Annotated in this window: 23 protein-coding genes; 18 read left to right on the top strand and 5 right to left on the bottom strand. The window is 64.1% G+C overall.

Annotated elements, in window-relative coordinates; translation table 11 throughout:
• Positions 1-75: 75 nt before the first annotated feature.
• On the bottom strand, positions 76-2,358 hold the full coding sequence (locus tag AC07R0_RS16835; RefSeq protein WP_495105699.1) for a heavy metal translocating P-type ATPase: 2,283 nt from the start codon (positions 2,356-2,358) through the stop codon (positions 76-78).
• 104 nt (positions 2,359-2,462) lie between these two features.
• Here AC07R0_RS16835 and AC07R0_RS16830 point away from each other — a divergent pair, with 104 nt between their 5' ends.
• Together AC07R0_RS16830 and AC07R0_RS16825 are read left to right on the top strand one after the other, a co-directional pair.
• Positions 2,463-2,900 carry a universal stress protein gene (locus AC07R0_RS16830; RefSeq protein WP_495076749.1) on the top strand — a complete coding sequence of 146 codons (438 nt, stop codon included), beginning with the start codon at positions 2,463-2,465 and terminating at the stop codon, positions 2,898-2,900.
• 159 nt (positions 2,901-3,059) lie between these two features.
• Positions 3,060-3,440, top strand: a complete 381-nt coding sequence (locus AC07R0_RS16825) for a hypothetical protein (protein ID WP_495076750.1) — start codon at positions 3,060-3,062, stop codon at positions 3,438-3,440.
• Positions 3,441-3,480: 40 nt separating this feature from the next.
• On the opposite strand, the gene argG is transcribed toward AC07R0_RS16825, so the two are convergent.
• The gene (argG, locus tag AC07R0_RS16820) at positions 3,481-4,830 is read right to left on the bottom strand and encodes an argininosuccinate synthase (protein WP_495105698.1); all 1,350 of its coding nucleotides are present in this window, start codon (positions 4,828-4,830) and stop codon (positions 3,481-3,483) included.
• Positions 4,831-5,167: 337 nt separating this feature from the next.
• On the opposite strand from argG, the gene AC07R0_RS16815 reads away from it, so the two are divergent.
• Genes AC07R0_RS16815 through AC07R0_RS16805 form a run of 3 tightly spaced genes read left to right on the top strand, consistent with a single transcriptional unit; the run spans position 5,168 to position 6,754 of the window.
• Complete coding sequence (locus AC07R0_RS16815; RefSeq protein WP_495098556.1) at positions 5,168-5,494, top strand: plasmid stabilization protein; 327 nt, start codon at positions 5,168-5,170, stop codon at positions 5,492-5,494.
• The gene (locus AC07R0_RS16810) at positions 5,491-6,021 is read left to right on the top strand and encodes a CBS domain-containing protein (RefSeq protein WP_495105697.1); all 531 of its coding nucleotides are present in this window, start codon (positions 5,491-5,493) and stop codon (positions 6,019-6,021) included. Before AC07R0_RS16815 ends, AC07R0_RS16810 begins: the two co-directional genes overlap by 4 nt.
• A 10-nt stretch (positions 6,022-6,031) precedes the next feature.
• Complete coding sequence (locus tag AC07R0_RS16805; RefSeq protein WP_495105779.1) at positions 6,032-6,754, top strand: alpha/beta fold hydrolase; 723 nt, start codon at positions 6,032-6,034, stop codon at positions 6,752-6,754.
• Between the two features lie 186 nt (positions 6,755-6,940).
• On the opposite strand, the gene AC07R0_RS16800 is transcribed toward AC07R0_RS16805, so the two are convergent.
• A complete protein-coding gene (locus AC07R0_RS16800; RefSeq protein ID WP_495105696.1) occupies positions 6,941-7,867 on the bottom strand; it encodes a LysR family transcriptional regulator in 927 nt (308 codons plus the stop codon).
• A 130-nt stretch (positions 7,868-7,997) separates the two neighbouring features.
• Here AC07R0_RS16800 and AC07R0_RS16795 point away from each other — a divergent pair, with 130 nt between their 5' ends.
• On the top strand, positions 7,998-8,402 hold the full coding sequence (locus AC07R0_RS16795; RefSeq protein WP_495076756.1) for a RidA family protein: 405 nt from the start codon (positions 7,998-8,000) through the stop codon (positions 8,400-8,402).
• A gap of 195 nt (positions 8,403-8,597) precedes the next feature.
• Here the strand turns inward: AC07R0_RS16795 and AC07R0_RS16790 are convergent, their stop codons facing one another.
• Positions 8,598-9,488 carry a LysR family transcriptional regulator gene (locus AC07R0_RS16790; RefSeq protein ID WP_495105695.1) on the bottom strand — a complete coding sequence of 297 codons (891 nt, stop codon included), beginning with the start codon at positions 9,486-9,488 and terminating at the stop codon, positions 8,598-8,600.
• A gap of 107 nt (positions 9,489-9,595) precedes the next feature.
• Here AC07R0_RS16790 and AC07R0_RS16785 point away from each other — a divergent pair, with 107 nt between their 5' ends.
• Positions 9,596-10,423 carry a pirin family protein gene (locus tag AC07R0_RS16785; protein ID WP_495105694.1) on the top strand — a complete coding sequence of 276 codons (828 nt, stop codon included), beginning with the start codon at positions 9,596-9,598 and terminating at the stop codon, positions 10,421-10,423.
• A gap of 69 nt (positions 10,424-10,492) precedes the next feature.
• Positions 10,493-11,098 carry an isochorismatase family protein gene (locus AC07R0_RS16780; RefSeq protein WP_495105693.1) on the top strand — a complete coding sequence of 202 codons (606 nt, stop codon included), beginning with the start codon at positions 10,493-10,495 and terminating at the stop codon, positions 11,096-11,098.
• Positions 11,099-11,127: 29 nt separating this feature from the next.
• Here the strand turns inward: AC07R0_RS16780 and AC07R0_RS16775 are convergent, their stop codons facing one another.
• The gene (locus AC07R0_RS16775) at positions 11,128-11,715 is read right to left on the bottom strand and encodes a CBS domain-containing protein (RefSeq protein ID WP_495105692.1); all 588 of its coding nucleotides are present in this window, start codon (positions 11,713-11,715) and stop codon (positions 11,128-11,130) included.
• Positions 11,716-11,993: 278 nt separating this feature from the next.
• Between AC07R0_RS16775 and AC07R0_RS16770 the strand changes: the two genes are divergently transcribed.
• The 10 genes from AC07R0_RS16770 (at position 11,994) to AC07R0_RS16725 (ending at position 22,393) form a co-directional block, all read left to right on the top strand.
• On the top strand, positions 11,994-12,632 hold the full coding sequence (locus AC07R0_RS16770) for a LysE family translocator (RefSeq protein ID WP_495076761.1): 639 nt from the start codon (positions 11,994-11,996) through the stop codon (positions 12,630-12,632).
• 133 nt (positions 12,633-12,765) lie between these two features.
• On the top strand, positions 12,766-13,773 hold the full coding sequence (locus tag AC07R0_RS16765) for a CE1 family esterase (protein ID WP_495105691.1): 1,008 nt from the start codon (positions 12,766-12,768) through the stop codon (positions 13,771-13,773).
• 40 nt (positions 13,774-13,813) lie between these two features.
• Positions 13,814-14,125 (top strand): DUF167 domain-containing protein, encoded by a 312-nt coding sequence (locus tag AC07R0_RS16760; RefSeq protein WP_495076763.1) that lies wholly within the window; start codon positions 13,814-13,816, stop codon positions 14,123-14,125.
• A 55-nt stretch (positions 14,126-14,180) separates the two neighbouring features.
• Complete coding sequence (locus tag AC07R0_RS16755) at positions 14,181-16,304, top strand: protein-disulfide reductase DsbD family protein (RefSeq protein ID WP_495105690.1); 2,124 nt, start codon at positions 14,181-14,183, stop codon at positions 16,302-16,304.
• Positions 16,305-16,428: 124 nt separating this feature from the next.
• On the top strand, positions 16,429-17,505 hold the full coding sequence (locus AC07R0_RS16750; RefSeq protein ID WP_495105689.1) for an ABC transporter ATP-binding protein: 1,077 nt from the start codon (positions 16,429-16,431) through the stop codon (positions 17,503-17,505).
• A gap of 35 nt (positions 17,506-17,540) precedes the next feature.
• Positions 17,541-18,695 carry an ABC transporter substrate-binding protein gene (locus tag AC07R0_RS16745; RefSeq protein WP_495105688.1) on the top strand — a complete coding sequence of 385 codons (1,155 nt, stop codon included), beginning with the start codon at positions 17,541-17,543 and terminating at the stop codon, positions 18,693-18,695.
• Between the two features lie 12 nt (positions 18,696-18,707).
• Entirely contained in the window at positions 18,708-19,556 is an 849-nt protein-coding gene (locus AC07R0_RS16740) for an ABC transporter permease (RefSeq protein WP_495105687.1), read from the top strand.
• The gene (locus tag AC07R0_RS16735) at positions 19,553-20,380 is read left to right on the top strand and encodes an ABC transporter permease (protein WP_495105686.1); all 828 of its coding nucleotides are present in this window, start codon (positions 19,553-19,555) and stop codon (positions 20,378-20,380) included. Before AC07R0_RS16740 ends, AC07R0_RS16735 begins: the two co-directional genes overlap by 4 nt.
• 4 nt (positions 20,381-20,384) lie before the next feature.
• A complete protein-coding gene (locus AC07R0_RS16730) occupies positions 20,385-20,909 on the top strand; it encodes a 2'-5' RNA ligase family protein (protein ID WP_495105685.1) in 525 nt (174 codons plus the stop codon).
• A 116-nt stretch (positions 20,910-21,025) separates the two neighbouring features.
• Complete coding sequence (locus AC07R0_RS16725) at positions 21,026-22,393, top strand: lactonase family protein (RefSeq protein ID WP_495105684.1); 1,368 nt, start codon at positions 21,026-21,028, stop codon at positions 22,391-22,393.
• Positions 22,394-22,520 lie beyond the last annotated feature (127 nt).

Below are 22,520 nucleotides of genomic sequence, written 5' to 3'. Positions count from 1 at the left end.
GGCCACTGGGTTCGCCCCCTGCAAGGGGGTTGGCGAAAACGCGCAGCGTGTAGCCTGGGGGTGAGCAATGACACATCATGCTTTGGACAATCTAGCGGCGTTCAGCACCACCAGCAGGGAACTCAGCGCCATGCCCAGGCCCGCCGCCCAGGCGGGCAGCCAGCCCACCAAGGCCAGCGGCACGCACAGCGCGTTGTAGGCCGCGGCCCAAGCCAGGTTTTGCCGCACCACACGCAGCGTGCGGCGGGCGGTGCGCAATGCCTGCGGCAGGGCCAGCAAAGCGCCACCGGTCACCACGAAATCCGCCTGTCGCTGGGCCAGAGGCACGGCCTGGCCAAAGGCAAACGACACATGGGCTCCGGCCAGCACCGGCCCGTCGTTCAGTCCGTCGCCCACCATGGCCACCCGGTGGCCACCGGCCTGCAGGGCGCGCAAATGGGCCAACTTGTCCTGCGGCGCGCAGCCCCCGCGCGCCTGCTCTATGCCCAGTTGCGCAGCCACGCGCTGGGCCGCGACCGGCTGGTCGCCAGACAGCAACTCCACGCGCACGCCCGCCTCGCGCAGGGCCTGCACCGCCTGCGCCGCATCCGGCCGCAGGTCTTCCGACACATCAAAACTGGCCAGCCAACCCTGGGCATCGCTGAGATGCACCTGCTGCTGCGCCGGGTCGCCCGGCGTGCCGCAAAAGCGGGCCGAGCCAAAGCGCAAGGCGCCGTGGCGGCTCTGGCCATGCATGCCCAGGCCGACGGCTTCCTCCACTTCCACCACATCGGACGGCAACTGCAGCCCCCGGGCCTGCGCGGCCGCGGCCACCGCCCGCGCCACCGGGTGCAGAGAGGGTGCGGCCAGCGCCGCCGCCAGGGCCAGAGCCTCGTCGTCGGACAGGCCGGCGCAGGTATGGATGGCCGATACCGCCATGCCATCCAAGGTCAGCGTGCCGGTCTTGTCAAATACTACGGTGTCCACCTGGGCCAGGTTTTCCAGTGCCTGCAGGCGGCGCACCAGCACGCCCGATTTGGCCAGCTTGCCGGCGGCGGCCAGCAGCGCCGCCGGTGTGGCCAGCGACAGGGCGCAAGGGCAAGTCACCACCAGCACGGCCACCGCCACCATCAGCGCATGGCCGGGGCCGGACGGCCACCAGAACGCGCCCGCCAGCGCAGCAGCCATCAGCACACACCACAGAAACGGGCGTGCCATGCGGTCGGCCAGTTGGGCCAGGCGCGGCTTCTGGCTGGCGGCCTCGGCCATCAGCGCCACGATCTGGGCGAAGCGGGTGTCGCTACCCAGGCACTCCACATGCAGCTCCACCGGGGCGCTCAGGTTGTAGCTGCCGGCCAGCACGGCGTCGCCGGGGCCACGGCCCAGCGGCGTGGATTCGCCGGTTAGCAGGGCCTCGTCCACCTGGGTGCGGCCCAGCAACAGGCTGCCGTCTGCCGGAAAGGCCTCGCCTGGCAGCACGCGGATGCGGTCGCCCAGCTGCAGGCGCCGCACCGCCACGCGTACAAAGGCCGGCACGGCGGCGCTGGCGTCCCAGCGCTGCACGCTGTCGGGCAGGCGGCTGATCAGTGCCTCCAGCGCGCCGGCGGTGCGGTCGCGCAGGCGCAGCTCCAGCCAGCGGCCGGTGAGCAGAAAGAAGACGAACATGGTGAGCGAGTCGAAATACACCTCACGGCCCAGCGGCCCGGTGGGGTCGAAGGTACCGGCGGTGCTGACCGCAAACGCCACCGCCATGCCCAGCGCGGCCGGCAGGTCCATGCTGGCGCGGCGGTGCCACAGGTCACGCCAGGCGGCACTAAAGAACGGTCCGCAGGAAAACACCACCACCGGCAGGGTCAGTACCCAGGAGGCCCAGCGCAGCAGTTGGGCCATGTCGGGCGTCAACTCGCCCGGCCCGGCCACATAGGCAGGCATGGCATACATCATCACCTGCAGCATGCAAAAGCCGGCCACCAGCCAGCGCCACAGGGCGCGTCGCTGGGCCTGCTGGCGCAAGGCCCGCTCGGTGGCGTCCAGCGCGGGCACTGCACGGTAACCCGCGCGTTGCACGGCGGCCAACCACTGCGAGGGCCGGCCCACATCGTCCAGCCAGACCACACGTGCGCGTTGGGATGCCGCCCCCACCTCGACCTGCACCACGCCGGGCAGCTTGCGCAGCGCGTCTTCCACCGACAAGGCACAGGCCGCGCAGCGCATGCCCTCCACCAGCAGCTGCGACTCCTGGCAGTGGGGCCACTGCGTGGAAGGCCGGCTGAAGGCCGCCCATTCGGACGGTTCGTCCAGCCACGCGGTCTGCTCTGCCTGCGCGGAAGGCGTAGGCAGGGACAGGGACGGCGGGGCGATCTCAAGGCTGGCAGGCATGCCACGAGACTAGCGCTGTAGGACGGCGCCGCGTTTGACCTAGATCAACACCCCAGTCCCCACATAAGACTTATGCTGAAGCCATTCCACTACCGGAGAACGCCATGTACCGCTGCATTCTTGTCGCAACCGATGGGTCCGAACTGTCCCAACTGGCCGTTACCAGCGGCATTGACCTGGCCAGACTGACCGGAGCCCAACTGGTCATCGCGAAGGTCGTGCCAACCTATGCCCGCACCTATTTCGAAGGCTCCATCCCGGTGAGCCTGGACGAAAGCGCCCGCATCGAACAGCAATGGGCCGATGAAGCCCAGGCCGTGGTGGATGCCGCCAAGGCCCTGGCCGATGGCGTCAATACCAAGGCCGTGGTGGTGCGTTCGGACCTGGTGGCCGAGGGTCTGATTGCCGCAGCCACCGAGCACAATGCCGATCTGATCGTGATGGCCTCGCACGGCCGACGCGGTCTGAAACGCCTGCTGCTGGGCAGCGAAACCCAGCAGGTGCTGACGCACTCGCACACCCCGGTGCTGATTCTGCGTTGAAGACACTGCATTGAATAGCCATCCAGCGCAGGTACTACCTGCGTCAGTAGCTACCAAAGATATAGCAAACACGGAGTCGGGGAATTCCTGGTCCCCGGCTACGCCATGCGCCAGATGCGGCGACACTGGGGGCTTGTTGTGCTCTCAAAGGCTGATGCCATGGCTTTAGGCTGGTTCTCGCTGCTCAAAACCGTACCCTGGTCCGACGTGATCGCCACAGCCCCGGTGGTAGCAGACGGCGCCAAACGGCTGTGGAAAAGCATGGCCAAAAAGCCACCGGTAGTGCCCACCCCGGTGCCGACGGCGGTAGCTGGCGAGCCCACATCACTAGCCCAGTTGCAAGCACGCGTGGCCGCGCTGGAGCTGGGAGCCGAAGAAATGCGCGCCCAGCTGCGCGTATCGTCCGAGCTTATCCAGTCACTGGCCGAACAGAACAAGGAGCTGGTGCAAAGGGTGGAGGCGCACCGCGTGCGCCTGCTCTGGGCCAGCACCGGCATAGTTGCCCTGGTGCTGGCGGTCGCCTGGCTGGCGACACGCTAAAGCCCTGAAGCCCTGTAAGAAGGGCCAGAAGGGCCGTCGCTTAGACCTTGCCGCCGGGGTTGGCGATCAACGCCACGCCAGCTGCGTCCGAGCCGCTGCCCAGCAGGCCGGCACGGGTGTAGACGCCCAGCTTCTCGCGGGTGTCGGCGATGTCCAGATTGCGCATGGTCAGCTGGCCAATGCGGTCGGCCGGCGTGAAGGCCGCGTCTTCCACCTTTTCCATCGACAGGCGCTCGGGCGCATAGGTCAGGTTCGGGCTGCTGGTGTCCATGATGGAATAGTCGTTGCCGCGGCGCAGTTCCAAGGTCACTTCGCCGGTGATGGCGCGGGCGATCCAGCGCTGGGCGGTTTCGCGCAGCATCAGGGCTTGCGAGTCGAACCAGCGGCCTTGGTACAGCAGGCGGCCCAGGCGGCGGCCATTGCTGCGGTACTGCTCGATGGTGTCTTCGTTGTGGATGCCGGTGACCAGGCGCTCGTAGGCGATATGCAGCAGCGCCATGCCGGGGGCTTCGTAGATGCCGCGGCTCTTGGCTTCGATGATGCGGTTTTCGATCTGGTCGCACATGCCCAGGCCGTGGCGGCCACCGATTTCATTGGCGGCGTACATCAGCGCCACAGCATCGGGGTAGGTTTGGCCGTTCAGGGCGACCGGCTGGCCTTCCTCGAAGCGCACGGTGACCGACTCGGCCTTGACCACGCAGTCCTCACGCCAGAACGGCACGCCCATGATGGGCTTGACGATGTGCATGCCGGCGTTCAGGAACTCCAGGTCCTTGGCTTCGTGGGTCGCGCCCAGGATGTTGGAGTCAGTCGAATAGGCCTTCTCTACGCTCATCTTGTAGTCGAAACCGTTGGCCACCAGGTACTCGCTCATTTCCTTGCGGCCACCGAGCTCATCGATGAACAGCTGGTCCAGCCAGGGCTTGTAGATGCGCAGCTCGGGGTTGCACAGCAGGCCGTAGCGGTAGAAGCGCTCGATGTCGTTGCCCTTGTAGGTGCTGCCGTCGCCCCAGATGTTCACTCCGTCGTCGCGCATGGCCACCACCAGCGCGGTGCCGGTAACAGCACGGCCCAGCGGCGTGGTGTTGAAGTAGGTGGCGCCACCGGTGCTGATATGGAAGGCGCCGGACTGGATAGCGGCAATGCCCTCGGCCACCAGCTGTGGGCGGCAATCGACCAAGCGGGCCATTTCGGCGCCGTAGGCCAGGGCCTTGCGGGGAATTTCGTCGTAATCGGACTCGTCGGGCTGGCCCAGATTCGCGGTGTAGGCGCAGGGAATGGCGCCCTTGGCGCGCATCCAGTGCACGGCGGCGCTGGTGTCCAGCCCCCCCGAAAACGCGATGCCGACACGTTCGCCAGCGGGGAGTTTTTGCAAAATATTGGCAGCCATGGTGTTCTCTGTGTCAGTGCGAAACCTTCGATGTTAATTGACGCGGGGGATTCCACTTGCCAGGACGCCATTGCAGTTGGATCTGGATGGGCATGTATTGCTATATTTTTTGCAGCATTCAGCGCAGATAAATATTACGCCAACGGCATATTTGAACCCCGTGCCACCCGCCTGGTGTTTGGCATCTGGGGGCTCGGTGCACCAGTGCGCTGGCTCTGTACATTCACATACAAACACAGTGGTGTTTCGTCACTACCATGGTCCAACGCAGCGCGCAAGGGCAGCACTCTCCGAGACCCGGCCCCAAGCCACTTGCCCCACACACCAAGGATTCGCCATGCCGCAAAAGACCTGGAGCGCAAAACGTGAGCGCCAATACATGCACATCAAGGAGAGCCTGCTGAAACGCGGCAAACCCCAGCCCCTGGCCGAGGAAATTGCCGCACGCGTCGTCAACAAGGAACGCGCGCAACACGGCGAATCCGTGGAGGCCAGCGCCTCGTCACTCAACGATATGCCGGCGGGCCGGCGCGGTGGCTTGCGCTCGCATAAGGGGCCGGGCGGACGTACGCTGCTGCAGCTGCGCAATGAGGCCCGACAACGCGGCATCAAAGGCCGCTCGACAATGAACAAGGCGCAACTTGAAGCTGCGTTGGCCCCATGAAAACACTAGCGTCCGTTATGGCCGCAAGCACCGCCCCCGAGAGCCCGCCTGCGGCGGTGGCAGAGGCCCGTACCGTGGCCCCCTTGCTGGTCGGCAGCATCGAATCGGTGGCCCGCTCGCGGCTGCTGACCGTATCACCGGACAGCCAACTGGTCGAAGTGGCCGCGCTGTTGTCCGAGGCGCAAATCAGCACCGTGGTGGTGTGCGATGCCGGGGGAGCCCCCCTGGGCACGATCACGGAGACCATCCTGATCAAGCATCTGGGCTTGGGCCAAGCGAACTTTTTCACCACCCGCGCAGGTGAAGTGATGACGCGTGGGTTCACCACTTGCGCACCAGAAGACTTGCTGTCCGATGTTCTGACCATGATGCATGCCCGCGGGCTCATCCACGTGCTGCTGGTGCGCTCGGACGGCAAGCTGCTGGGGGTCGTGAACTCCCGCGACGGACTGCGTGCGCTACTGGCCGCAGGCAACCACGAAGAGGCGCTGCTGCGCGACTACGTGATGGGCGTCGGCTACCAATAAGTCTGTCTCCATCGCCCTCGCGCGGTACGCATGCGCGCTCCACCACCCAGGAGACATTCATGCATACAGCCAACAACTCGCCACGCAAGCCCGTCCAGGTCACGGCATTCCCTCGCAAGACCCGGACCCTGCAACACAAACCGCGCTGGACCCCGAGGAATCGGAGCGCGAAGTCAAGTCCCTGCTGGCCGACGATCTGCAGCGGGTCCTGGACCACTGCGAGTTGCAGGACGTGACGCTGGTGGGCTTCTCGATGGGCGGGGGGCGAGGTGGCCCGCTACATCGCGCGGCATGGCGAATCACGCCTGCACAGCCAGGTGTTTGCCGCTGCCGTGCCGCCCTACCTGATGCAAACGGCCGCCCCCCCGATGGTCCGCTCACGCACAAAGCACAACAAAGCAGGAATGCGCTGGAGCGAGACCGCGACGCCTTCTTCGCGCATGTCACCCAGGACTTCTTCTCGGCCCACGGTGTGCTGCAGGTCACAGAGTCGCAGCGCAGCAACGCCATCGCCCTGTGCCACCAGTCGGCGCAGTATGCGGCCTTAGCGTGCATGGACGCCTTCGGCACCACCGACTTCCGCGCAGACCTGCAGCGCATAACCGTGCCAACGCTCGTCATCCATGGCGAGGCAGATGCTATCGTACCCATCGAAGGCTCGGGCCTGCGCACCCACCACGCGGTGCACCATAGCCAGTTGGTAAAAGCGAGCGGTGCACCGCAATGGCTTTAACGTTTCGCACGCGCAAGCGTTCAACGATGCGCTGCTGGCGTTCCTGCGGTTGTGATCGCATAGCCGTGGATAGCTTTGGCACGTGACCACAATTGCCATAAAACACTACATTTTTAGTAGCATCTTCCACAGGTGGATATTGCGCTAAAGGCTGATTTATCTAAAAACCAGCCCCCAGCGCCATGCTCACGCAACCTGCCGCTCGGCAACAGGCGCATGCTGTTGCATTAGCCCGACGACCCAGTCGATAAACACCCGCAGCTTGCTACTGACATACCGGTTCGGCGGGAAAGCCAGGTAGAGCGGCATCGGGTCCAGGCGCCAGCCCACAAACAGGGGCACCAGTTCCCCACTTGTCAGGTGCGGCTTGGCCATGTAGTCCGGTAGCCATAGCACGCCCACACCGGCCAGACCGGCCGCCAAGTAGGCATTGCCATCATCCACCGAGAACACGTAGCGGCCTTGCACCTTGACACTCTCGCCGTCGCGGCGCATTGCATAGGGATAGGTCTTGCCGCTGCGCACCCACAGGAAGCCAACCACACGGTGCTGCGTGTCCTCCAGCTCCTGCGGGTGCAGCGGTGTACCGACCTGAGCCAAGTAGCTGGGTGCGGCGTACACGCCGAGTTGCAGGTCGCCAACGTGGCGGGCCACCAGCGACTGGTCGGTGAGTTCGCCGCCGCGCACCACGCAGTCCACGCTCTCGTCGATCATGTCCACCATACGGTCGCTGACGCCCATGTCGATCTGGATGTCGGGGTACTGGGCGTGGAAGGCCGGCAATGCCGGCACCAACACCATGCGGGCCAGGGGGCTGGGCACATCGACCCGCAGCCGGCCACGCGGCAAGGCGGCGGCGCTGGACAGGCTGGTCTCGGCATCGTCCACGTCGGCCAGGATGCGCAGCACACGTTCGTAATAAGCCGCGCCATCGGCGGTGACGTTGACCTTGCGCGTGGTGCGGTTCAGCAGGCGCACGCGCAGCCGCGCCTCCAGCTGCTGCACCAGCTGCGTCACGCTGGTCTTGCTCATGTGCAGGGTCTCGGCAGCCTTGGTAAAGCTGCCGGTTTCCACCACCCGGGCGAAGGCCTGCATGGCATCAAAACGGTCCATCGCGGCTCCCCCTACGTTGACGCTGTCGATTGTTTGGATTTTACAAACAGTGATGGGTGGACTTGCCGGTTTATCCGCCGGCCATGGCGCCCTAAAGTTGCTCCATCTTTTACTCCTTACAAGGACAGCCATGACCCAACGCGACGTTGTTTTCCCACCCGGCCGCCAGGCGCTCTACGAGCGCAACCGCTACTCGCCAGCAGTCCGCTCCAACGGCTTTTTATTCGTTTCAGGCCAAGTGGGCAGCCGCGAAGACGGTTCGCCCGAGCCCGACCTGGAAGCACAGACCCGCCTAGCCTTCGACAACCTGAACGCCATCCTGAAAGCCGCCGGCTGCACTTTTGACGACGTGGTGGACGTCACCGTCTTCATCGTCGATCCGGCGTCCAAGTTCGAGACCATCTGGAAGGTGTTCCCCGACTACTGGGGCCAGGCGCCGCACCCGACACTGACCGGTGTCGGCGTGACTTGGCTGTATGGCTTCGACTTCGAGATCAAGGTGATTGCCAAGCTGCCGGAGCCCAATGCAGGCTGATCTGGCGCGGCGGAGTCGGAACGGTGCGCGCGAACGGAGTGCCCACCGTTTGGGTCTGCCGTAGCGAGAAGCCGGCAGGCGGTTGGGGCCAATACCGGCCATAGTACCCGTAAGAAGGTTATGACATACGGGCGAAACTTCGTCGCTACGGTTACCTCCGATCGCGAAATTGCTTTCTCCCAATGAGAACCGCGGCTACGCCCGCCCTTCAGCCCGCGAGCCCAGCTGCTCCTGCAGGAATTCAATAAAGCGCTGCGTCTTGGCCGGCAGCAAGCGGGTTTCGGTCAACGCGTAGACCGGTATCGGGTTGCTCTGCCACTGCGGCAAAACCCGGCGCAGGCGGCCTGCCGCCAGCTCGTCCGCAGCGATCTCCCCAGGCAGCAGGATCACGCCCTGGTCCAGTGTGGCCAGCCGGCGCAGCATGCCGATGCTGTTGATCTGCAAGCGCCCGCCGACCTCCACCTCGACGCTTTCTGCCCCCTGGTGCAGCGTCCATGTGCCGACCTTGGGAAAGCCCAAGCACGCGTGCCGCGCCAGGTCGCTGGGGTGCATGGGCTCGCCAGATATCTCCAGGTAGCGCGGCGAGGCATAGGCCTGCACCAACAGGCGGGCCAGCAGGCGGGCAACCAGGCCCGAGTCCTTCAGCTCGCCCATGCGAATGGCCACGTCGAAGGGTTCAGCGACCAGGTCCACGCGGCGGTGCGTGAGGTCTAAATCAAAGCGGATGCCGGGGTAGCGACGCGCAAATTCGGCAATCAGCGGCGCCAGGTAGATGGTTGCAAAGTCCACCGGCAGCGACGCGCGCAGCACGCCGCTGGGCTGCGCCAGCATTTCGCCCAATTGCTCGTGGGCGATGCGCGCCTCGTCCACGATGCGCCGGCAGCGCTCGTAGTACAGCTGCCCGGCTTCGGTCAACTCCACCTTGCGGGTGGTGCGGTGCAGCAGGCGCAGGCCAATCGCCCTCTCCAGGGCGCTGATGCGCCTGGACAACGTGGAGTTCGGCACCCCCGTGGCGTCGGCCGCGCGGCGAAAGCTGCGCGCCTGGGCGACCTCCACAAACAAGGCCATGTCGTTCAGCATTTCCATCTTGATTACGCCATTTATGGATCAATGATTGCCATTTTTACGTATTTATCTCTTAGGAGGATTAATCGAAGATACACCCATCGCATCCGCACCAGAAGAAATCCACCATGACTATCCCCATCGCCCGCATGCAGCACGCCCACCGGGGCCCGCATTTCCAGGCCTACCGCCTGCATGCCTCTGGAGCTGCACCGCTGGACCCTTTCATGGGCATAGACCACGCCTGGATGGGCGCACCCACGTTTCCGCCGCATCCGCACGCTGGCTTTTCGGCGGTGACGTACTTGTTCCTCGACTCGGAAACCGGTATTGCCAACCGCGACTCGCAGGGCAATCGCACATTGATCGAGCCAGGCGGCCTGCATTGGACCGCCGCTGGCAGCGGCGTGGTGCACGAAGAAAACCCTGCAGTGCCAGGGCGCACCGCGCACCTGCTGCAAATCTTCGTCAACCTGCCGCAGGACCGGCAGAACGCAGCGCCGTTCGCGTTGACGCTGGCCCCGCAAAACGTACCCGTGGTGCAGCGCCCCGGCGTCCAGGTTCGCGTGCCCTTGGGCAGCTTTGGCGGTCTGCACTCGCCGCTGGCGCCGCCCACCGCAGCCACTTTGCTGGACATCACGCTGGAGGCGGGCGCTGAGCTGGTGCTGCCGGTGCCTGCAGGGCAGCGCGCCTTTTTCATGCCGATCGCGGGCAGCGCAGCGCTGGATGGCCAAGGCTTCGGTCTGGACGATCTCGGCGCCCCGATCCTGCCCGTCTACGCCGAGGCCAGGACGCACACGCTAGCCGCCCCGGCTGCGCGCGCCCAGGTCGCCGTGTTCATCGGCGCACCACTGCACCAAGCTATTTTTTCCAACGGGCCCATGGCTTTTGCGAGCCAACAGGACCTTGTCGCGGCTACCGCCGCTTACCACCGTGGCGATATGGGAAAGCTGTAACAGCTCGCCACCCTTCCCGGGGCGGGTATTCCACGCGCCCCGTTCCATTCACTACCTAGGAGTTACACCATGAAAGTTGAACGATTCACCGCCGACAACACTGCCTTGCTGCTGATCGACCACCAGGTCGGCACCATGCAACTGATCAAGAACATTGACAAGGAGCTGGCCGCCAAGCAGTCGATTGCTCTGGCCAAGATGGCCAAGATACTCAATATGCCGGTGGTCATCACGTCCAGCCAGGAAACCAACGCCCAAGGCCCGATCCTGCCGGAAATCGCCAACATCCTGCCCGAAGCGCATGCAGCCCGCGTCAAGCGCCCCGGCGTAGTGAATGCCTGGGCCTACGCCGACTTCCGCAACGCGGTGCTGGCGACCGGCCGCAAAAACCTGATCATGGCTGGCGTCACCACCGACGTGTGCCTGATCTTCCCAGCCATTGATGCCGCGCTAGAAGGCTTCAACGTGCAGGCCGTGATGGATGCGTCTGGCTCCCCCAGCGACTTGTCCGAAGAGTTTTCGCGCCAGCGCATGCACGACGCAGGCGTGGTGCTGACCGCCACCAACACGCTGATGGCGGAGATTGCGCAGGACTGGTCCACACCGGCCGGGCAGCAACTGATCACCCTGCTGTTCACCGATGTGTTCCCAGCCCTGGGTGCAGGCATCGTCTAAGGTTCGCGTCGCGCTGCGACGCGCGACTATCAATGCCCCGCCAGCACCTGCTCCAGCTCGGAGAAGGTCTGCGCCATGGCCGTCACTGGCAAGGGATGGCCCAGTTGGCGCTCCACCTGGGTTTGCGACACCAGACCACGGATACGCGGCGCACCGTCGGCAGTGTCGATCACCAGCAGGTGCGGGCGACCGCGCTGCACCAGGGTAGCAACAACCTCCGCCACGGTGGAGCGCTGCAGCGCAGCGAAGGTGATGGCGTCAATCTCGGCCAGCGGCGTCATCACGTCGGAGGCGGTCAGGTCTTCGTGCTTGATCTGGCGTTGGTGCACCAGGCGCATGGGTTTGTCACCGGCGATATCGGCCGATGTCAGGATGCCGTCCACCGAGGGCATGTCGGACACCACGAACAGCAGGCGCACGCCCTGGTAGATCATTTTCAGTTCGGACTGGTCCAGCGAGGTTTGCGGCTGCACCGTGGCGGCGCGGATCTGCGCCAAGTCGGTAAACACTTCCATGGCGGGCGACTCCAACGTCACCGGGCCGTGCTGCGGGGGCTGGACCTGAACGATATGCGTACCTGCGGGGAAGCGGAATGTGGGGAGAGAGCCGTCTGACATGGGAACCTTTCAAAACCGCACCCTGTGTTGTGTCTGCGGCGCTGTACGTCTGCCAGATGCTGGTTGCTACGGGTGCCATAAAGCTGCAACCGACTCCGTTATAGGCCTGTCTCTGCAGGGCCACAAGGGGTTTTACTAGGGTTAACCCTCAATTTACCTGCGCTTTGCAATGCCCTCCCGAAACCTGGCTTTTCAGGCAACTAATACACAGCGCGGGACCCTACCAAACAACCAAATCGGGTAGATTCCATGCTCCCGCATGTTCGCTCAAGCCCACCATGACCACGACCACCTGGCTCCTTTTCATCACCATTTCCCTGGTTACCGCCTTCACTCCCGGCCCGGCCGTGTTATTGGCGGTGTCCAACACCATCGCCTGGGGCTTGCGCAAGACGCTGCTAGGCAGCTCGGTGGGTAGCGCGATCGGGGTTTTTACGGTGTCTGGCATTGCCATGGCAGGGCTGGGCACCTTGCTGCATACCTCGGCTTGGCTGTTTGCCGGGTTGAAGACCGCCGGCGCGCTATATCTGATGTACCTGGGCTACCGCCAATGGACTAATCCCGGCTCGGTGTTCAGCAAAGCCGCCCAGGCCCAGGCACAGCAACACAAGTCCCGCTTTGCGCTGGCCCGCCAGGGCCTGCTGGTGTCGCTGACCAACCCCAAGAGCATTTTGTTCTTCACCGCGCTGTTTCCACAATTCCTGCGCCTGGACGCCCCCATGCTGCCGCAATTTCTGGAGCTGACCAGCGTATTTACCGCCTGCGCTTTGTCTTCACACGTGGTCTATTCGCTAATGGCCACACGCTTGCAGGGCTGGTTTTCCACCCCTCGCCGCGCCCAGGTGTTCAACCGCGTCACCGGCGGCGCCTTTGGCCTGCTGGGTCTGGGGCTGCTAAGGCTGAAGAACCCGAACTGAGCAGGCTGGCTGCGGGCCGCACAGCGGGCCGTGCATGCTACAAGCGTGTCATATTTCGTCACGCAACGTAGCGTCGCGGGCTGGCCGGCATTTGCACAATCGTGGTTCCACTCGTGACCACGGATTGACGACCATGCCCAAACCCCTCTTCTCCCACATCCGGCTCCTGTCAGCGGGGCGCAGCACGGTGCTGGCCACGCTGACCACCCTCGCGGCCTGCGGCGGTGGCAGCGGAGATACATCCAGCAGCCCCACCACGGTAGACGCAGAGAAGCTGCAGCAGACCACAGTCAGTGGCTTTCCGCATGCTGTGGACATCTACAAGCCGGTGGGCGCCACCCGGGCCATCGTGGCGCTGCATGGTGGCGGCGGCAACAAGACGGCCATCGCCTACCAGCTGGGGTTGAACAGCACGGCAGACAGCGCCAGCAACACCACCATCAACTGGGCCTGGCTGCAAGCCCACCATGTCATGTTGGTGCTGCCCCAGGGCCAGCACATAGACGGACAGGAGGGCGCCACCACCTGGACCAACTACGCCATGCGGTCAGGCCAGGATGACAAGGCTTTTCTGCAGGCCCTGGCGGCGCAGATACGCAGCGACTACGGCATCGACACCATCACGCTGATGGGGCACTCCATGGGCGGGGTGATGACCAACCGCATGTGGTGCGAATCACCCAGCACCTTTTCCAGCTATGTGTCGCTGGCCGGCCCGGCGTCCACCACCTTCAACCGGCCGGCCACTCCTTGCCAGCCGGGCAGCGCGGCAAAACCCTATATGGGCATCATCGGCGACAGCGACGAGGTGATGCAGACCACCGGCGCCTGGGCCGCGCCCAGCTGGACCATCAACCCGGCGGTCGTGCTCGCCTCGCTCCCGGCGTGGGACAACAACACCGTCATCGCCGAAATGCTGCAGCAGCAGACCCGCACAACGCTGCTATGCGGGCAGACGCTGGATGCCAACAACTACAGCACCAGCGGCAATATCGACAGCTGGACCAGTTGCGGTGGCCGGCTGGTACTGAAGCGGGTACACGGCGCGGAGCATGGCGTGGCATCCATCAATACCCAAATGAACAGCAGCAACCCCACCCAAGTGATGGACACCGTGGCCAACTTTGTGGAAGGGCTCTGAGCGGCCCGAGCCAGGAAACGGGCCGGCCTAAAATCTGGCCATGCAACAGCCCCGTAACGCCACCGGTGACAGCTTCTTCGCCTGGGACGGTGATGTACTGATCGTCAACATCCTGGGCAAGCCCTCGGCCTGCTGTGACGCGATCGCCAAGCCCATGGGCACGCAACTGAAGGTCAGCGTGACGGCCACGCCAAAAAACGGCAAGGCCACTGACCACATGGTGCGCTTTCTGGCACCGCTTTTTGGCGTGGCAGTGGCCGATATCGAAGTGGTGTTTGGCCGGGAAAGTGTGCACAAGCAGTTGCGTATCAAGGCACCAAAGAAGCTGCCGCCGGTATTCGACGCGGGCTAGACTCCGGAACTTTGCCGGGCGCACAGGCTCCGACCCGGCATACTCTGGCCCCACCATGCTGCATCGCCTCCTTACCGCTCTCGTTTTCATAGCTGCCAGCGCAATATCCATCAGCGCAAACGCCCAAAAATCCACAGTCAACACCGAACAGGTGCACGCCGAGCTGGTGGCCCACGCACCACAGGGTGCGGTGCCCGGCCAGCCGGTCTGGGTGGGCTTGCAGATCAGCCACCAGCCCGAGTGGCACACCTACTGGAAGAACGCCGGCGACTCCGGCCTGCCCACCACGTTGAGCTGGACCCTGCCGCCTGGCGTCACCGCCGGCGACATCGCCTGGCCGCTGCCGCACAAGATTCCGGTGGGCACACTGGCCAACTACGGCTACGAGGGTACGGTGCTGCTACCCGTGCCACTGACCATCACCCCGGCCTTCAAGCCCTCGCTGCTGGCCAGCGACCTGGAGGTCAAGCTGCACGCCGCCTGGCTGGTCTGCCGCAAGGAATGCATTCCGCAAGAAGGCGACTTTGTACTGAAGATCTCGGTGAAAAGCTCCACCGGACTGAACGCTGCCGCCTTTAACGCCGCACAAGCTGCCCAGCCCGAACCGCTGGTGGCGCGCAGCAATGTGGTGCTCAAGGGCAACACCCTGCGCGTCAGCGTGACCGACCTGCCGCCCGAAATACGCGGCAAAACACTGCAACTGTTCCCCGAAACCCCAGAAATCACCGAAACCGCGGCCGAACCCACCCAGAACTGGGAAGGCGATGTGTGGACTGCCGACGTGCCTCTGTCCGCCCAGCGCAGTCAAAGCCCGGACGAAATGCCGCTGGTACTGGTGACGGCCGATGGCGAGCCCCGTCGGGGCTTTCGCACGCTGGCCAATGTGAGCGGCCGCTGGCCGGCCGTGGCCGCCGTACCCACGGTGTCGCCCGCCCTGGCCGCCGCCTTGCAGGCGAACAGCGCGGCATCGCAAATCCCCACAGCCCCCAGCCTGACCTGGGGCGCAGCCCTGCTGGGTGCGCTGCTGGGTGGCTTGATACTGAACCTGATGCCCTGCGTGTTCCCGGTGCTGGCCATCAAGGTCATGGGCTTTGCGCAGCATGCCGGTGACCGCCGGGGCCACCGCGTGGACGGCATGGCCTACAGCGCAGGCGTGGTGCTGTCCTTTCTGGCGCTGGGCGGGCTGATGCTGGCCCTGCGCGCGGGCGGTGAACAGCTGGGCTGGGGCTTTCAGCTGCAGTCACCGGCCGTGGTGGCGGGGCTGGCCGTGCTGTTCACCGTGGTGGGGCTGAACCTGGCCGGGCTCTTCGAATTTGGCCAGTTCCTGCCCAGCCGCGTGGTGACGCTGCAGGCGCGCAATCCGGCGCTGAACGCATTTTTGTCCGGCGTGCTGGCGGTGGCCGTGGCCTCGCCCTGCACCGCTCCCTTCATGGGGGCTTCGCTGGGTTTTGCCGTGGGCCTGCCCGCCGTGCAGGCGCTGCCGGTGTTTGCCATCATGGGCATGGGCATGGCCCTGCCCTACCTGGCCGCCAGCCTGAGCCCGGCCGTCGCGCGGCTGCTGCCACGCCCCGGCGCCTGGATGCAAACCCTGCGCAGGCTGCTGGCGATTCCCATGCTGGCCACGGTGGCCTGGCTGGTCTGGGTGCTGGCCCAGCAAAGCGGCATGTCGGGAGCCGCCAGCCTGCTGGCGCTACTGGCCGGGGTGGCGGTGGTGCTGTGGACGCTGCGCCAGAAAAACACCACATACGCTATTGTTTCGATAGCGGCCACCGCAGTATTGGCCTTCGCCATCGGCCATAACATTACACAACTGGCGCCGCCTGTCCGCGCCCTTGCCGATGGCCGCTGGCAAGCCTGGGAGCCGGGCCAGGTCGAGCAGACCCTGGCCGCCGGCCAGCCCGTGATGGTGGACTTCAGCGCCGCCTGGTGTATTACCTGCCAATACAACGAGCGCACCACCCTGGCCCACCCCGCCGTACTGGCCGACCTGGACGCCAAAAACGTGCAGCTGCTGCGCGCCGACTGGACCCGGCGCGACCCGGCCATCACCGCCGCCCTGGGCCAGCTGGGCCGCAACGGTGTGCCGGTGTATGTGCTGTACAAGCCCGGCAGCGCGCCGCAGGTGCTGTCCGAGGTGCTGAACGTGGACGACTTGCGCGCGGCCATCGCCCAGCTGTAGCTGCAGCACCTGGCAGGCCTTGTCGCAAGACTGTCACTGATAAAGGGTTTTCCCGTCACGCAAGAGTCATGTTTTGTGGATATCGTTTGCTGTAGTCAAACGACGTCCGACAAAGAAGCCCGCTGTGAACCCGATTATTTCCGTGCGCGGCCTGCGCGTAGCCTATGGCGCGAACGAAGTGCTCAAAGGCATTGACCTGGATATTGAACCGGGCAGTTTCGTGGCCCTGCTGGGCGCGTCGGGCTGCGGCAAGACCACGCTGTTGCGCACCCTGTCGGGCTTCAACCCCGTCAAGGCGGGCAGCATCACAGTCAAGGGCCAGGACATCCTGCACGAACCGCCCGAGCGCCGTGGCATGGCGATGGTGTTCCAGTCGTACGCGCTGTGGTCACACATGAGCGTGGCGCAAAACATTGGCTACGGCCTGAAGCTGCGCCGCGTGCCGCGCGCCGAGATCCAGCAACGCGTAGACAAGCTGCTGCAGATGCTGGGCCTGCAAGGCTTTGGTGCGCGCGGCGTAGGCGAGCTGTCCGGCGGGCAGCGCCAGCGCGTGGCCCTGGGCCGCGCCCTGGCGGTGGAGCCTGAAATCTTGCTGCTGGACGAGCCGCTGTCCAATCTGGACGCCGGCATACGCCTGCAGATGCGCCACGAGATCCGATCCATCCAGCGCGCGCTGGGCGTCACCGCCATCCTGGTCACGCACGACCGCGAAGAAGCCATGGTGATGGCCGACCAGGTGGTGATACTAGAGCAGGGCCGCATTGCCCAGATCGGCGCCCCGGAAGACGTATACCAGCGCCCGCAAACACCGTACGTGGCGACCTTCATGGGGGCCGACAACACCATCCACTGTGAAGCCCAGGCCGACAACAGCGGCGTACAGCTGCGTGTGCCGCGCGTACCGCAGGCCCAGGTGTGGTGCGCCGCCAGCACGCCGGTGCAGGGCCCGGCGCAAGTGCATTTCCGCAGCGAAATGGCGAGTCTCGGCGCGCCCGACGCGCAGACCGATGACAGCCTGCAGATACCCGGCCGCATCCACCAGGTGAGCTACCTGGGCGGCGGCTACCGCTGCGAAATCACGACCGAATGCGGCGCATTCTTCATCGACCACCCGCGCCCCATGGCGAACGGCGACACCGTTACCGTCTGCATTCCCGCCCACGCGCTGCACATCTACCCACGTGCCTCGGCACAGGCCTGAGTCCCTTTTTTTTAATTGCTACACAGGAGCACTCCATGCCACTACTTCGCCGCACACTCGCTGCCTCCATTGCCCTGGCGCTGGGCACTCTGTCCCTGGGCGCACAGGCCCAGACCACCACGCTGCATGTGATCAGCGGCGGCTCGCAGAACATGGTGGACTACGTGACCGACTACCTGGGCCCGCTGTTCGAGAAGCTGAACCCGGGCGTCAAGGTCAGTGTCGTCGGCACCGGCCCGGACGATGCCGGTTCGCAAAAGATGATGGAAAAACTGCAGGCCCAGAAAGCTGCTGGCGCCGCCACCTGGGACACCGACGTGATCGTGCCCAATCAGCAAAAAACCGGCGAAATGGTGCGCGACGGCCTGCTGCTGAAATACCGAGACAGCATCCCCACCGGCAAGTACGCCGTCAGCCAATCTGCCAAGCAGGCCCTGGGCGTGAATGTGGACGGCTACGTGATGCCCATGTTTGAAAGCCAGACTGCGCTGGCCTACAACCCCGACCTGATCAAGACCCCGCCCGCTTCCTATGACGAGCTGCGTGCCTTTGTGGCCAAGAACCCCAAGAGCTTTGGCTACAACGGTCTAAAGGGCGGCATGTCGGGCGTGGCCTTTGTGGTGGGCTGGATGTATGCCTACGGCGGCAATCCCGAGACCGTGCAGCAGGGCCCGTACGACGGCAAGTCGCCTGCCGGCTGGAAGAAGGCTTTCGCCGACCTGAAAAGCTTCAACCAGCAGGTGGTCTTCACCCCCGGCAACGCCGGCACGCTGGACATGCTGAACCGCGGCGAAATCGCCATGGGCCCGGTGTGGGTAGACATGTTCCAAAGCTGGAAGGCCGAGGGCCGTCTGGCACCCAACATGAAGCTGAAAATCCTGTCGCCCGGCATGCCTGGCCAGCCCTACTACTACGCCATCCCGGCCAAGGCGAAGAACGTGGAACTGGCCAAGAAATTCATCGCCCTGGCCACCAGCCCGCAAGTGCAGGCCGACGGCATTGTGCGGCGCTTCAACTGGTACCCGGGCATTGACGCTAATGTGGTCAAACCCGTACTGGACCCCAAGATCTGGAACCAGCTGTTCGTGGACGTAACCCCGGCCGACCTGGCACGCAATGGCAAGCCCTTCCCGCTGGCGCCTTATTTCAAGGACCTGCGCGAGCAGTACGAAGCCCAGGTACAGAACTAAGCACGCTAAGCGATGCACCGCAGACCTTCCGAACTTTTGTCCGCCCTGGCCCTGCTGCTACCCGCCTTGGTGATGGTGGGTCTGCTGTTTGTCTACCCGCTGGTGTTTTCACTCACCTATGCCTTCCGTAATGAAGGCACGGGCGGCTGGGACCTGGGTAATTTCTCCAAGGCCTTCGCACTGTATGGTGGCGATATCACACTGACAGCGATCGTCACCGTGCTGTCTACCGCGCTGGTGGGCGTGCTGGCGGTGGCCATTGCGGGCTATCTCACTCTGGGTGAAAACCAGCGCGCGGTAGCTGCGCTGCGCTGGATTTACCGCTGGCCACTGTTCATTCCCTTTGTGGTGGCGGCCCAGCTGATGCGCACCTTTCTGGCCAAGAACGGCATGCTGAACAACGCACTGATGGCGGCGGGCCTGGTGGAGCCGCTAAATGCCATGAGCCTGCTGGACTGGCGTGGCGTGGCGGTCACCTTTGTGTGGAAGCAGCTGCCGTTTGCCGCGCTGCTGATCAGCGGAGCCATGGCCTCCATGGACCGCTCCATGATCGAATCGGCGCGTGGCCTGGGTGCGGGGCGGCTGCGCATCCTGCTGGAAATCGTGCTGCCGCAGGTGATGGCCACCGTGTGGGTCAGTCTGATCTTGTCTTTTGTGACCATGCTGTCGGCGCTGTCGGTGCCGATGATGATCATCGCCGGCTCGCCCACGCTGCTGACTGTGGACATGGCCTGGCGCGTCAACTCCTATGGCGACTACGGCGTAGCCAACGCGCTGGGCTTTGTGGCGTTTGCGATGAGCGGAGTGGCCGCGTGGTTCTATCTGCGCCAAGGTCTGCGCACGGGCGGGCAACCCAAATGAAGCTCAGCCATTCCCGCACCCCGGACTTCGTGGGCTCGCTGCTGCAGGTACTGCTCATTGGCCTGTTAGCCATCGCCGTCTTTGGCCCGCTGCTGAACATGCTGATCTGGACCGTCACCGAAGCCTGGTACTTCCCGGCCAAGCTGCCGGTGCGCTGGGGCTTCGCCTTCTGGAACAAGGTGTTCCGCCCCGAAGCCGGCGCCATGCGTGCGCTGACCACCAGCCTGCTGATAGCGGTGCTGACGGTGCTACTGAGCCTGGCGGTGGCCATTCCCGCCGGTTACGCCTTGTCCAAACGCACGCTGCCGTTTCGCAACCTGTTTTTGCTGTTCTTTCTGCTGCCGCAGGCCTTCCCTACGGTGGCGGTGCACATGAATATCGCGCGCATCTTTTACGGCCTGGGCCTGACCGGCACCATCTGGGGCGTCATGCTGGTGCATGCCATACAGGGTCTGGTCTTCGCCGTGTGGATCGCCTCGGCCTCATTCGCCGCCATCCACCAGGAACAGGTGGAAGCCGCGCGCAACCTGGGTGCATCTCCGCTGCGCGCCTTCCTGACTGTGACCCTGCCTCTGGCGGCACCCGGGCTGATGGCCAGCGCCATCTTCGTATTCCTGATCTCGCTGGACGAGTTCTCGGGCACCTTCTTCGTCGGCGTGCCGGATGTGCACACCCTGCCGCTGACCATGCTGAACGCGGCCATGGAAGGCAACTACCAGATCGCATCCATCACCGCACTCTTGCTGCTGGTGCCATCGGTACTGTTCATGCTGTTTGTGGAGCGTTTCCTGAAGGCCGATGTGCTGGCGGGCGTGGGGAAATAAGCCCATGGTGGTGCCCGCTGAATACTCCATCTGGCTACGCCCCGCAGCACCGGATGAAGCCGCGCTGCTGCAGACGATTGATCGCCTGGCGGCCCTGCGCGGCAGCGAGCGCTTCGCCCCGCACGTGACGGTGCAGGGCGACCTGGCCCAGCCGCTGGACGCACTACGCCACATGCTGGCGCCCCTGGCACGCAAAATACCGGCACAGCGCTGGCGGGTGGAGGCAGTGGAATGCAGCCCGCATTTCTTCCGCTGTATGGTGTTGCGCTTTGCCCCCTGCACCGCCTTCAAGGGAATGCAGGCTGCGGCACAAGCCTTCAGCCAGACAAAGCTAGGCTTGTCACCCTTTCCCCACCTGAGCCTGGCCTATGGCGAAGCGCAACCGGACAACGCCCGGCTGTGCCAGGAACTGGCCGATGAATACGTGGGGCGTGAGATCGTGCTGGACCGGCTCAGCATCTGTCACTCGTCCAAAAAAGTACCCGTACCAGACTGGCGCTACCTGGCGGACTATGTACTGACCCGCTAAAAACCGGGGTTTTGACCACGTCGAATACGTAAAGTTTACATATACAAACGCAAAGAATTCCAATTTCACGGTATTCTAAAAAGCCGGCAATTGTTGCCTGTGCAAAAAGACAGGCCATGAAAAACTCCCTCATCTCAACAAGCTTCTTTCGCGCATGCGCGCCAACTACTTTTGCGCTAGCTCTTGCCATTAGCTTGGCCGCCTGCGGCAGTGGCGGCGGTGGCAGTAGCAGCGGTACCTCTGGCACCGTAAGCATAGGTGGCACCGTCAGCGGCCTCACGGGTTCAGGCCTGGTGCTGCAAAACAACGCGGGCGACAACCTCGCCATCTCCGCAAACGGCAGTTTCACCATGGCCACGGCCCTGGCCGTGGGGGCCAGCTATAGCGTCACAGTCAGTAGCCAGCCAAGCTTGCCCAGCCAGACCTGCACCGTCAGTAACGGTAGCGGTACGGCCAGTGCGTCCGTCACCAATATCGCGGTGACTTGCACCACACCTTCAGTGCGATTTGCCTACGTAGCGAATAGCGGTGCAAATACAGTGTCGGCCTACACGGTCGATACCAACACGGGGGCTTTGACCTCGGTAGGCACCGCCTATGCGACAGGCGTGGCTCCTGACTCGGTCGTGGTTGCGCCGTCGGGCAAATTTGCCTATGTGGTGAACTTCAATGACAACACCCTGTGGACTTACGCCATTGACACCAGCACCGGCGCCTTGAGTACTGTTGGCAGCAGCTCCGCGACCGGCAATAACCCAACCACCGTTGCCCTCGCTCCCTCGGGCAAATTCGCTTATGTGGCCAACTCCATCGACAACACGGTTTCCAGCTACACCGTGGACACGACCACTGGCGCCTTGACAACACTTGGAACGGTCGCAACGGGAGCCAGTCCGCGCTCCGTCACAGTGGATCCCTCGGGTAAATTCGCCTACGCCAGCAATTACAGCGACGGCACGGTTTCCGCCTACACAGTGGATAGCAGCACCGGCACGCTGACGGCCATTGGCACGGTGGCAACCGGTTCAGGCCCCCGCTCAATCGCTATAGACCCCACCGGTAAATTCGCCTATGTGGCGAACTTCGGTTCCGGCAGCTTCAACAACACGGTTTCGGCCTATAGCATCAACACCAGCACCGGAGTATTGACCACCGTGGGAACATACACCGCAGGCACGGCACCCCGCTCGGTAGCGGTAGACCCGCGGGGCAAGTTCCTCTATGTGGCCAACTCGGAGGCCGACACCGTGACCGCCTACAGCATCAACACCAGCACAGGGGCACTGACCACGGTAGAAAGCTTTGCCACCGGTAGTAAACCGTATGCAGTGGCCGCCGACCCCACGGGCCAATTTGTCTACGTAGCCAATTCCAACGCCGCCACTGTCTCGACCTACAGCATCAATAGCAGCACAGGCGCCCTGACGCAGACCGGAAGTTATGCCGCAGGCACGGGAGCGGCTGCCGTAGCCACCACGCAGTAGCAGACCAGGCCATCGGCGACATGCCGCTGCCGATGGCCTATCCCGCACCGACCACCGCCGTCGGTAAACGGCATCCCTGCTGACAACCAGGTTCATCGAAGCCTGCTATGTTGGAACCTGTGTCAAA

The sequence above is a fragment of the Rhodoferax sp. GW821-FHT07F03 genome (assembly GCF_059418745.1).
Note: the sequence above shows the minus strand (reverse complement) of the source record. Positions and strands in the feature narration are given on the sequence as shown.

Coding starts and splice junctions, on each gene's coding strand:
- AC07R0_RS16790 (WP_495105695.1), bottom strand. CDS start 9,488: ATGGAAATGCTGAACGACATGGCCTTGTTTGTGGAGGTCGCCCAGGCG.
- AC07R0_RS16815 (WP_495098556.1), top strand. CDS start 5,168: ATGCCGCAAAAGACCTGGAGCGCAAAACGTGAGCGCCAATACATGCAC.
- AC07R0_RS16740 (WP_495105687.1), top strand. CDS start 18,708: ATGCACCGCAGACCTTCCGAACTTTTGTCCGCCCTGGCCCTGCTGCTA.
- AC07R0_RS16725 (WP_495105684.1), top strand. CDS start 21,026: ATGAAAAACTCCCTCATCTCAACAAGCTTCTTTCGCGCATGCGCGCCA.
- AC07R0_RS16735 (WP_495105686.1), top strand. CDS start 19,553: ATGAAGCTCAGCCATTCCCGCACCCCGGACTTCGTGGGCTCGCTGCTG.
- AC07R0_RS16835 (WP_495105699.1), bottom strand. CDS start 2,358: ATGCCTGCCAGCCTTGAGATCGCCCCGCCGTCCCTGTCCCTGCCTACG.
- AC07R0_RS16755 (WP_495105690.1), top strand. CDS start 14,181: ATGCTGCATCGCCTCCTTACCGCTCTCGTTTTCATAGCTGCCAGCGCA.
- AC07R0_RS16830 (WP_495076749.1), top strand. CDS start 2,463: ATGTACCGCTGCATTCTTGTCGCAACCGATGGGTCCGAACTGTCCCAA.
- AC07R0_RS16825 (WP_495076750.1), top strand. CDS start 3,060: ATGGCTTTAGGCTGGTTCTCGCTGCTCAAAACCGTACCCTGGTCCGAC.
- AC07R0_RS16780 (WP_495105693.1), top strand. CDS start 10,493: ATGAAAGTTGAACGATTCACCGCCGACAACACTGCCTTGCTGCTGATC.
- AC07R0_RS16760 (WP_495076763.1), top strand. CDS start 13,814: ATGCAACAGCCCCGTAACGCCACCGGTGACAGCTTCTTCGCCTGGGAC.
- AC07R0_RS16745 (WP_495105688.1), top strand. CDS start 17,541: ATGCCACTACTTCGCCGCACACTCGCTGCCTCCATTGCCCTGGCGCTG.
- AC07R0_RS16795 (WP_495076756.1), top strand. CDS start 7,998: ATGACCCAACGCGACGTTGTTTTCCCACCCGGCCGCCAGGCGCTCTAC.
- AC07R0_RS16775 (WP_495105692.1), bottom strand. CDS start 11,715: ATGTCAGACGGCTCTCTCCCCACATTCCGCTTCCCCGCAGGTACGCAT.
- AC07R0_RS16800 (WP_495105696.1), bottom strand. CDS start 7,867: ATGGACCGTTTTGATGCCATGCAGGCCTTCGCCCGGGTGGTGGAAACC.
- AC07R0_RS16765 (WP_495105691.1), top strand. CDS start 12,766: ATGCCCAAACCCCTCTTCTCCCACATCCGGCTCCTGTCAGCGGGGCGC.
- AC07R0_RS16730 (WP_495105685.1), top strand. CDS start 20,385: ATGGTGGTGCCCGCTGAATACTCCATCTGGCTACGCCCCGCAGCACCG.
- AC07R0_RS16770 (WP_495076761.1), top strand. CDS start 11,994: ATGACCACGACCACCTGGCTCCTTTTCATCACCATTTCCCTGGTTACC.
- argG (WP_495105698.1), bottom strand. CDS start 4,830: ATGGCTGCCAATATTTTGCAAAAACTCCCCGCTGGCGAACGTGTCGGC.
- AC07R0_RS16810 (WP_495105697.1), top strand. CDS start 5,491: ATGAAAACACTAGCGTCCGTTATGGCCGCAAGCACCGCCCCCGAGAGC.
- AC07R0_RS16785 (WP_495105694.1), top strand. CDS start 9,596: ATGACTATCCCCATCGCCCGCATGCAGCACGCCCACCGGGGCCCGCAT.